Origin of the sequence: Chryseobacterium sp., assembly GCF_022712095.1 — a bacterium.
GTDB lineage: Bacteria > Bacteroidota > Bacteroidia > Flavobacteriales > Weeksellaceae > Chryseobacterium.
In genome coordinates, this window is sequence record NZ_JALAHD010000300.1 from 1 (window position 1) to 9,259 (window position 9,259).

The window sequence follows — 9,259 nt, forward strand, 5'->3', positions numbered from 1 at the left end:
ATTCATGAAATTTAAAACCACTACAAAAATTAAATACTGATAATCAAATACATAAAAAACTCTATAGAAAAAACACATTGTTATGAAAAGCAGCTGAACCTTATACAAAATGTTCCCCATGCCGAAAAACTCTCTTTATTTTTTCGTTTTTATCTGTTATTCTTTAATTATAAAAGGACAGTCTGGACCGGACTTTACTATTCTGGCGGATAAGGCATTCCAGAAACTTTATCAGAATCCTAATGAATGTATCAGCTATTCACAAAGCCTCCTTATAAGTGAGCAGGATATTGAACATAAAATTATTTTAAGAAATATCATTTCACAGGCTTATGCATTAAAAGGAGATTATGTACAATCCGTCAATATGTCTGTGCAGAAAGATGATTTCATCTATAATGAAGGTTTTTCACCCTTTTTGCAGATGTTTACAGATTACAGTCTTGCGGATCAGTATCAGAATTTAGGACTATACGGCCAATCTAAAAAAATAACTGCAAGGTTAATCCAAAATCAATCTTTAAAAGGAGCTTCGCCGAAAATAAAAGTAACTCTAGCAAAATTATACCAACTGCAGGCTATCGACGCAGGAATCACCAGAAATTACAACTTAGCAATAGCTAACCTCAGTAAAAGTGATCAGCTTCTGGATAGTCATAATGAAGAAAATAAAATTATCGGGATTGAGAATAGTATTTTCCGTTCTTCTTTTTTAATGAGAACAGGCCAGAAGGAAAAAGCTAAAATCTTACTTGAAAATCTTCTAACTAAGCTTGAAAACAGGGCGGAATACAACTTCCTTATGGCTTTTGCCTATGAAACTTTAGCCCGTTACTATTTCTTACAATTCAATTATAAGGTTTCTACAGAAATATTGGAAAATGGACTTCAAAAAATAGAATCTCTGCCTTATTCCGGAATGAAAACAAAATACTATGAATCATTAGCCAAAAATTATTTTGCATTGCATCATGATGAAAAGTATCATTACTATAATAAGCTTCATAATGATCTGAAACCTCAGCTGGACACAAGTAAAAAAGAAGGAATCCGGTATATTGTAAAGCTGGTGGAAACCTATCAGAACAACAATATTGAAATTCAAAACAGAAATCAAAGACAGCGTTTTTTTACAATTTTCTCTATTTTCGGAATTGTGATCTTAGGATTATCAATTTATTTTTCACTTGAAATAAACAGAAACAGAGATCTGAAAAAACAAATGGAATTCTTCATTAATCAGAAAAACAGGGAACAGGAAATTGCTATTCCGGACCTACAGACTGTGAACACAAATACAGATAAGGATGTCAATAAAATTTCAAAGGAAAAAGAAACTGAAATTCTTGAAAAACTTAAAGAATTGGAATTATCAGACCGATATTTAAGTAAAAACATGTCACTTTCTCTTTTATCCGCTCAAATGGGGATTAATACCAAATATCTTTCAGAAGTCATTAATACACATAAAGGAAAAAATTTCAATACTTATATTAATGAATTAAGAATCAACTATATCGCACAGCTTCTGAAAACCAATCCTGTTTATCTAAATTACAAGGTAAGTTATCTGGCAGAAGTATGTGGTTTTTCATCCCATAGCGCTTTTACCAATGTATTCAAATCAATAACCGGAATGTCACCTAACATTTATATTCAGAAAATCACTAATAACAGAAAGTCATGAAAACAGTCTTTAAGTTCTTCTTCGTTCTGGGATTACTTTCCAGTTTATCTTTTGCCGGACAGAAGGAAGCTGATGATTCTCTTATCAAAAAAGCCAGAACAGATATTTATGATAATCCGGATCATTCTATTGCAATTGCTAAAAACCTATTGAAAAAGCAAAATGACATTAATAAAACAATCAGCCTTTATCTTCTTTTATCCACAGCTCATATTGCTAAACGAAATTTTGATGCTTCATTACAATATATTCTGAAAGCCAAAGAGCTTTCACAAAAAACGAATGACATAAAACTACAGACAAGTGTTCTCATTTCTATTGCCATACAATATCAGCAAATGGAATTATTCAGTAAAAGCTTTGAGATACTTAACGAAGCTGATGAATCTCTTAAAAAGCTTCCTGAAGACAGTCCTGAAAGACATATTGAAACGGCCCGCAGCTATGCTATCCGCGGGATGATTTATAAAAGCCAGTCCAATTCTGAAATAGCTCTTGAAAAATTCCTGACTTCTATTAAAAATTTTGAAAAAGTAAAAGTTAAAAAAAGTACCTATGCTAATATGAGTGTAGTATATTATAATATAGGATACTGCTATCTCAATCTTGAAAAGATAGATAAAGCACGGCTTTCTTTTATGAAAGCTGTTTATTATGCTGAAAAAAATAAGGCTAAAAGCTTAGAAGCTTTTGCTTTGAAAGGTTTATCCGAGATTTATAAGCAGAAACGGGAAAATCAGAAAGCACTTCAACTTCTTATGAAAGCTGAAAACCTTTCTAAAAACACAGGTGACCTCATCTTAAATGAAGGTATTTATAAAGAAATGGCAGATAATTATCTCTCCACGAACCATCCGGATTTATATCAGTTCTACAGTAAAAAGAATATTGAAATGCGGTTTAAAAGGGAGCAAAATGAGCTAAATTCGATCAATCATTCTATTAATAACCATAACCGGGAAACGTACAATAAAAGCAGGGAAATCAAAGAAAGATATACCTTTTACACCATTATAGCTGTAAGTGTCGGTATATTTATTATATTTTTACTTTCCGTTTTTATTCTCCGCATGAAAAGACAGAACAGAAAATATCAGCATCATATCCAACAGCTCACTAATCCTTAAAATAAAAAGCATCCCTTTTCAGGAATGCTTATATTCTTGTCTATAATCAACTCAGCTTATTTTGCAATCGCCTCATCTATTGGATTTCCAATACTTCCGCTCGGGAACTGTATTTTCAATAAAGCTGAAACAGTAGGTGCAATATCCGTCATATTATATGGCTTATTACTTTCTCCCTGATTGATACCCCAGCCCATAAATAATAACGGAACATGGGAATCATAAGAATTCCATACGCTATGGGTAGTCCCCGTTTTTGCATAAGGAGGCAGCATAGAATCATGAGAAATCAACTGGATATCACCGCTTCTCTGTCTGTTAATTCCATTGATAATTCTTTGTTTGATAGGTTCAGGAATTGTAGCCTCCTGCACTTTTGTTACCGGTACAGCATAAAGTACTGTAGGATCTTTTTCGAGCTCACGAGCTGTAAACTCTACTACATCTTCCAGGTCAAGATTATGTTCTTTCAATAATTTTCTATCAAAATAAACCTGATAATTATCTACTCCGTTGATCAGTTTATCCACACCAAATTTTTCTTTCAGCTTTTGACCTATAGCCTGCTCCATTCCTTCTCCAAAAAATCCTGTCGTTATTTTATGTTCTTTTAAAAATCCTACAGAATGTGCTCCTCCATGATCTGCAGAAAGGAAAACCGTATATTGTCCTTTTCCAACTTTAGAATCCAGATAATTGAAGAATTCTGCGAGATCTTTATCCAATCTTAAATAAACATCTTCCACTTCTATAGAGTTAGGTCCGAATTTATGTCCAGCATAATCTGTAGATGCTAAATTGACCGCTAAAAAATCCGTGATATTATCCCCACCCAGCTTTTCACCTTCTACAGAAGCTTCAGCTAACTTTAAAGTCAGTGTATTTCCAAAAGGAGTATATCGGATATTATCTTTTCTGCTGTTATAATCAGCAGCTAAATTATTATAAGGAAAAGTAGGTGTTTTAGCACTTCCTAAAAGTCCTTCCCATGAAGAATTGTCCGGTGAACTTTCTGTGTACTGATTGATCGGAAGTAAAGTATTCCATCCATTAGCTACCAGCTTATCCGGTAAATTCTGAGAATTGAAATTTTTCACCCATTGCGGAAGATCATTCATATACCACGTGCTGGTAATGAAATTCCCTGTAGAATCATCAAACCAGAAAGCTCCGTTCGGTGTATGTCCTGCAGGAAGTATAGAAGCTCTGTCTTTCAGGGAAACCCCGATTACTTTTCCCTGAAAATTGGTGGCCAGTCTCAATTCATCCGTTACCGTTGTAGACCAGAGGTTTTTTGGAGAATGACTTCCTACCTTTTTATTCGTAGTTCCTACAGGCTGAACGTTTTCATCTGTCGTGCAATATACGTTTTTACCTGTCTCTTTATCTGTCCAGTCATTTCCTGCAATCCCATGAATAGCCGGAACCGACCCTGTATAAATACTGGTATGCCCTAGAGCGGTTACTGTAGGTACATAGTTGATATGAACATTGTTAAGGGAATATCCTGTATTCAGTAATCTTTTAAATCCATCATTCCCAAATTTATTGTAATAACGGTAAAGGTAATCCCAGCGCATCTGATCTACTACCAGTCCTACTACCAATTTCGGTCTCTCTAATTGTGTGTTTTTGTTCTTCTGGGCATTGATTGTAATTACGGACACGAAAGTAAGTGCCACAAATGAAATATTCCTAAGCATGATGACATTTTTATTGGTTACAAATTTACAGGTTTTATGGATTTTAGAATATGAATTTTAATTAAATTTGAAATGTATATGTTATGTTGTATTTATTATTATACTTTTAATAACTTAATACTCATACATTATTAATTAAGGATATCTAAAAACTAATGATATACATTCCTGTAAATATTAAATTGAGCTGAGTCAGATCATATGATATTAGGAATATATTGGTATTTTAAATTTCAGGAAAACCTATATCACTTTCAGTTTTTCAAATTTTCTGGTGGATTTGTTGATAAACCTGCCAAGCTCGAAGGGAAAGCTTATGTAAACATACCAAAAGAATTAATAAAAAAGCTGGAAAAGCTACAAATTAATGGTGGTATTTACCGAACTAAGATCATTCTTACCTCTTATTTTAATTAGTTCAATCCTATTTTTTTTCATCGTTTAAGTTTAAGTTAATACAACTTTAGAAGACTTAAAGTAATCATATTTGTAGTATATAATTCAAAAATAAAAACTGTAAAAGTAAATTGATCCGCTCTTTTTTATTACCATTACACATTTGATATTGGTTAAATTTATAACTTTGTCATAATCAAAATGTCTGAGAGGGATTGACAGAATATTTGAACTAAAAAATATGATCAATGACAAAAACAATCAATCCTTTCTTCTTTTTACCTTCCCCATTTTATATTTTAAATTAATGACTTATGGACCAGACATTAAGAAAAACCATTGATCAGTATACAGCTCCACCTAATGATAAACTGCTGGAAGAATTCCGTTTCATACATAATGGTAAGACAGATTATTATGAAATCAATGATCTGAACTATCCAAAAAGAAAAGACCTCATCCTTGAATTGTATAAAGATTATGGCCCGGAACATAAGTCTCTTGTTAAATGGTTATTAAAAGAAGAACAGAAAGGCTTTGAAGTAAGTATTCCCATATATACAATTGATCTTTGTGCATTTATGCTGTATAAACATATGGATTGGGAAGATATTTATGACCTGTATGAAGCTAAGTTCGGAACAGGAACGGATGCTCAGGTACTTCTGGATATTGAACTTGTATTCGGTTTGGATAAAGAACGGATCAAAGAATATTTACAGTCTGCCACCAAAAATAAAAAACTGAACAAAAAGATTCTTAAAACCATTGAATATTATGAATCAAACTCTGAAGCCCGTTTCAAAAGCAGAAATGAATACATTCATTTCTTTGAAAACTTTAAAATAAAAGGATTAATGGGCGATCTGGAAGAATGCCAGTAAATAAAAAATTAAAATGACACTCGACGATATAAAGCTCGAAGCTCTACAATTCAAAGCTCAAAACAATCAGGAACTTTGTAATAAAATCATAGAACTGAAAAACAAAAAAGTTTCATTTCTAGGCTGCATTTACTTTATTCAGCATAATCAGCAAGTGTCTCTTGCCGAAGCCCGAAAGTTAACCCTAGAACTGGAAGTCTGGAGTCCGGAAGAAAAAAACAATATAGAAACTTATCATCAACTGATGATTTCAGAATTTAAAGAAGATAAAGAGTAATAACCAACAAATACACAACAGGATGAATTTAGAAGAATACAAGAAACAATTTACAGAAGATGATGCTGTAGGCTGGGAATTTATAGATACTCAGCTTGAAACTGTATATCCGGAACAGGAACCTAAACATTATATTCTACAACTTCGCTACATACTGGGAGGTGAAGAACCACTGGACGGGATCAGTGTTTATGAAAGTAAAAAGCAGCAGGATCATTTTCATTTTGTAACCTATGGCTTGTCAGAATTATATTACAACGAAGAAAGCTTAGATAACGAATTCAGTAAATTCGGATTTGAACTGACATTCAGATTGAAAAAAAATTCAGAAGAAGATAATATTCACTGGGCATGTAACTTACTTCAAAATATAGCCAAATATGTTTTCAAGTCAGGTAACTGGTTTGAAGAATATCACTTATTTCCCGCTAATGGACCTATACGCCTGGATTATGATACAGACATCACAGCACTTTCCTTTATTACTGATCCTGAATTAGGTACAATAAGTACCCCTCACGGAGAAGTTCAATTTCTACAGATTGTAGGTTTAACATCGGCAGAATATGAATCTTTAAAGGAGAATCCTACACTGAAAAATACCCAGGCATTTATTGTAAGTCTGAAACAGGAAAATGAATTATTAATCACCAATTTAGACAGAAAATAGTATATGGAATATACAGAATTTTGTGAAGAACAGTTTAACCAGCTTGTCACACTTCAAAACACACTTGAAGATCAGTATCACATTCAATCTTATACCAATTGGTTTTATGACAGTGAATCTTCCCTGTTAAGATTATACAACACCGAAAAACAAATTTATTTTAAACACATACCGGTAGGAACTTATTCTTTTCAAACCCATACGTGGATGTGGAGCTGGTTCAATGAATCCTCTCTTGAGAAGAATAAAAATGAAACTTTGAAAATAAAAGATTTCGGAATCGAAAAGCATTACGAAAAGCTTTATACGGGAACTAGTCCTGCTGATGAATATGATGGCTGGGAATTTGTTGCCATTGCTCAATATCTACTGAAAGGAATCGGTGCTTATAAAGTAGTTTCCGGGCATCTGGAAACTTATATGCTTCTGACAGAGATCGTAGAGGATAATTCACCTGAAATCAAAAAATTAAAACAGAAGACCGTAGAATGTAAAAAACATCAACTTGCAAGATCTGCCTTTGTTTGTCAGCATTTAAATCTTGATCACCCAAAAGGTTTCGAAGAAGCTTTTGATACGTTTCCGGGAATGGATTTAGATGAGGATGATAATTTTCAGGCCTGGTGTGATGAATGTGAAAAAGTAAGAGTACAGCATAAAGGATGGAATGATGAATCTGAAAATTTCGCCAATATAAAACTGATTTGCGAAGATTGTTATTTCGAATTAAAAAATTTTAATCAGCATTAAAAGCAGCAGGAAGAAATTGCAAAAAGAACTTTTGTGATATAATCAATTACTTTTAATAATAAAAAATAAACACAAGTCTTTTATATTTGTAATGACAATGCAATCTAACGGAATGAGTGTTAATAAAAATATTCTGGAAAAATTATCCAGTGAGGAACTGGAAAAATACATACAGTCTGACAGCAGGTTTGTTTCTATGGCGGTTATTTATGCTTTTGAAATATTACAGTCAAGAGGAAGAACACTTACGCCGGAAGAACAAGAACGATACAATGCTTTAATAGCGGAAAATCAGGTACATTCTCCCTCTATCCACCCTAATCATATAAAAGCGGCTAATCTTATTTATCTTTCCGGCGCATTTGGAATTGGCAGTATGATCTGGACTTTTGAAAAATTTGATTCCGGATTATCTATATTCATAGCCATAGTAGTTTTGGGAATTATTTTTGGGTTAGGATATGCAATTAGTAAAGGAGCTGAATGGACGAAATATGTCCTTCTCATTTTATTAATTATGGGAGCCTTCGGAATTCCAGCTATGTTATATGAACTAAAATATAATACAGTGGTAGGGATTATCAATCTTATTCAAATCTTCCTACAGCTATGGGCTGTTATATTAGTCTTTCAAATTCCTTCGAAATTATCACCATCCGATTTTACCACGAAAATCCAACAATAAAAAACGCACCTTTTGAGGTGCGTTCTATTTTATATAAAGTTTGAGTTAATTAAAACTTCAAATCTCCGTTTACATCTCTTACTGCTTTAGCAGCTTCAGCAAATTTAGCTTTTTCTGCATCAGTTAAAGGAATAGTAACAATTTTTTCTACTCCGTTAGCTCCGATGATAGCCGGAACACCTAAACAGATGTCACTTTCTCCGTATTCTCCATCAAGCATTAAAGAACAAGGGATCATTTTTTTCTGATCGCAAGCGATAGCCTGAACCATAACAGAAACTGCAGCTCCCGGGGCATACCATGCAGAAGTTCCTAATAATTTAGTAAGAGTAGCTCCTCCTACTTTAGTTTCTTCAATTACATAGTTTTGTTTTTCTTCATTCAAGAATTCAGTTACAGGAACTCCGTTTCTTGTAGCTTTGCTTAATAAAGGAAGCATACCAGTATCACTGTGAGCAGCGATTACCATACCGTCAACATCAGAAATAGGAGCTTCCAAAGCTTCAGCTAATCTGTATTTAAATCTTGCAGAATCCAAAGCTCCACCCATTCCGATAATTCTGTTTTTCGGAAGACCGGATGTTTTGTGTACCAGATAAGCCATTGTATCCATAGGATTAGATACAACAATGATAATTACGTTTGGAGAATGTTTTACTAAGTTTTCTGTAACATCTTTTACAATTCCTGCGTTGATACCGATCAATTCTTCTCTTGTCATTCCGGGTTTTCTCGGAATACCTGAAGTGATTACCGCTACATGAGAACCCGCTGTTTTGCTATAATCTCCGGTTGTCCCCGTAATTTTGGTATCAAAACCATTTAAAGATGCGGTTTGCATCAAATCCATGGCCTTACCTTCCGCAAAACCTTCTTTAATATCCACTAAAACTACTTCTGAACAAAAGTTTTTCATAGCGATATACTCTGCACAACTTGCTCCTACCGCACCTGCTCCTACTACAGTTACTTTCATATTTACTTTTTTTAAATTATTTTAATCGAATGTTTTTAATATTCAGTTTAAACTCTGGTTCCCAAATTTACTAAATTCCTGAAAAATCAACCAATTTTTAGAAA

Annotated in this window: 10 protein-coding genes; 8 read left to right on the forward strand and 2 right to left on the reverse strand. The window is 33.4% G+C overall.

What is annotated here, in order from left to right:
- The first annotated feature begins 118 nt into the window (after positions 1–118).
- Both Q0A18_RS15080 and Q0A18_RS15085 read left to right on the forward strand, forming a co-directional pair.
- Positions 119–1,687, forward strand: coding sequence for a response regulator transcription factor (locus Q0A18_RS15080; RefSeq protein WP_292010985.1), 1,569 nt, complete (start codon positions 119–121; stop codon positions 1,685–1,687).
- Positions 1,684–2,814: a hypothetical protein gene (locus tag Q0A18_RS15085; RefSeq protein ID WP_292010986.1), complete on the forward strand. Its 1,131-nt coding sequence runs from the start codon at positions 1,684–1,686 to the stop codon at positions 2,812–2,814. Before Q0A18_RS15080 ends, Q0A18_RS15085 begins: the two co-directional genes overlap by 4 nt.
- A 56-nt stretch (positions 2,815–2,870) precedes the next feature.
- Here the strand turns inward: Q0A18_RS15085 and pafA are convergent, their stop codons facing one another.
- Complete coding sequence (gene pafA, locus Q0A18_RS15090; protein WP_292010987.1) at positions 2,871–4,517, reverse strand: alkaline phosphatase PafA; 1,647 nt, start codon at positions 4,515–4,517, stop codon at positions 2,871–2,873.
- A 201-nt stretch (positions 4,518–4,718) separates the two neighbouring features.
- Here pafA and Q0A18_RS15095 point away from each other — a divergent pair, with 201 nt between their 5' ends.
- The 6 genes from Q0A18_RS15095 to Q0A18_RS15120 all read left to right on the forward strand — a co-directional run bounded on the left by Q0A18_RS15095 (position 4,719) and on the right by Q0A18_RS15120 (position 8,179).
- The gene (locus Q0A18_RS15095; protein ID WP_292010988.1) at positions 4,719–4,934 is read left to right on the forward strand and encodes a hypothetical protein; all 216 of its coding nucleotides are present in this window, start codon (positions 4,719–4,721) and stop codon (positions 4,932–4,934) included.
- Positions 4,935–5,227: 293 nt separating this feature from the next.
- Complete coding sequence (locus tag Q0A18_RS15100) at positions 5,228–5,797, forward strand: hypothetical protein (RefSeq protein ID WP_292010989.1); 570 nt, start codon at positions 5,228–5,230, stop codon at positions 5,795–5,797.
- A 13-nt stretch (positions 5,798–5,810) separates the two neighbouring features.
- A complete protein-coding gene (locus Q0A18_RS15105) occupies positions 5,811–6,074 on the forward strand; it encodes a hypothetical protein (RefSeq protein WP_292010990.1) in 264 nt (87 codons plus the stop codon).
- A gap of 22 nt (positions 6,075–6,096) precedes the next feature.
- Positions 6,097–6,744, forward strand: coding sequence for a suppressor of fused domain protein (locus Q0A18_RS15110; protein ID WP_292010991.1), 648 nt, complete (start codon positions 6,097–6,099; stop codon positions 6,742–6,744).
- A gap of 3 nt (positions 6,745–6,747) precedes the next feature.
- Positions 6,748–7,494 carry a DUF6882 domain-containing protein gene (locus Q0A18_RS15115; protein WP_292010992.1) on the forward strand — a complete coding sequence of 249 codons (747 nt, stop codon included), beginning with the start codon at positions 6,748–6,750 and terminating at the stop codon, positions 7,492–7,494.
- A 112-nt stretch (positions 7,495–7,606) separates the two neighbouring features.
- Positions 7,607–8,179 carry a hypothetical protein gene (locus tag Q0A18_RS15120; protein WP_292010993.1) on the forward strand — a complete coding sequence of 191 codons (573 nt, stop codon included), beginning with the start codon at positions 7,607–7,609 and terminating at the stop codon, positions 8,177–8,179.
- A 49-nt stretch (positions 8,180–8,228) separates the two neighbouring features.
- Here the strand turns inward: Q0A18_RS15120 and Q0A18_RS15125 are convergent, their stop codons facing one another.
- Positions 8,229–9,155: a malate dehydrogenase gene (locus Q0A18_RS15125; RefSeq protein WP_292010994.1), complete on the reverse strand. Its 927-nt coding sequence runs from the start codon at positions 9,153–9,155 to the stop codon at positions 8,229–8,231.
- Positions 9,156–9,259 lie beyond the last annotated feature (104 nt).

Coding starts and splice junctions, on each gene's coding strand:
- Q0A18_RS15080 (WP_292010985.1), top strand. CDS start 119: ATGCCGAAAAACTCTCTTTATTTTTTCGTTTTTATCTGTTATTCTTTA.
- Q0A18_RS15085 (WP_292010986.1), top strand. CDS start 1,684: ATGAAAACAGTCTTTAAGTTCTTCTTCGTTCTGGGATTACTTTCCAGT.
- pafA (WP_292010987.1), bottom strand. CDS start 4,517: ATGCTTAGGAATATTTCATTTGTGGCACTTACTTTCGTGTCCGTAATT.
- Q0A18_RS15095 (WP_292010988.1), top strand. CDS start 4,719: ATGATATTAGGAATATATTGGTATTTTAAATTTCAGGAAAACCTATAT.
- Q0A18_RS15100 (WP_292010989.1), top strand. CDS start 5,228: ATGGACCAGACATTAAGAAAAACCATTGATCAGTATACAGCTCCACCT.
- Q0A18_RS15105 (WP_292010990.1), top strand. CDS start 5,811: ATGACACTCGACGATATAAAGCTCGAAGCTCTACAATTCAAAGCTCAA.
- Q0A18_RS15110 (WP_292010991.1), top strand. CDS start 6,097: ATGAATTTAGAAGAATACAAGAAACAATTTACAGAAGATGATGCTGTA.
- Q0A18_RS15115 (WP_292010992.1), top strand. CDS start 6,748: ATGGAATATACAGAATTTTGTGAAGAACAGTTTAACCAGCTTGTCACA.
- Q0A18_RS15120 (WP_292010993.1), top strand. CDS start 7,607: ATGAGTGTTAATAAAAATATTCTGGAAAAATTATCCAGTGAGGAACTG.
- Q0A18_RS15125 (WP_292010994.1), bottom strand. CDS start 9,155: ATGAAAGTAACTGTAGTAGGAGCAGGTGCGGTAGGAGCAAGTTGTGCA.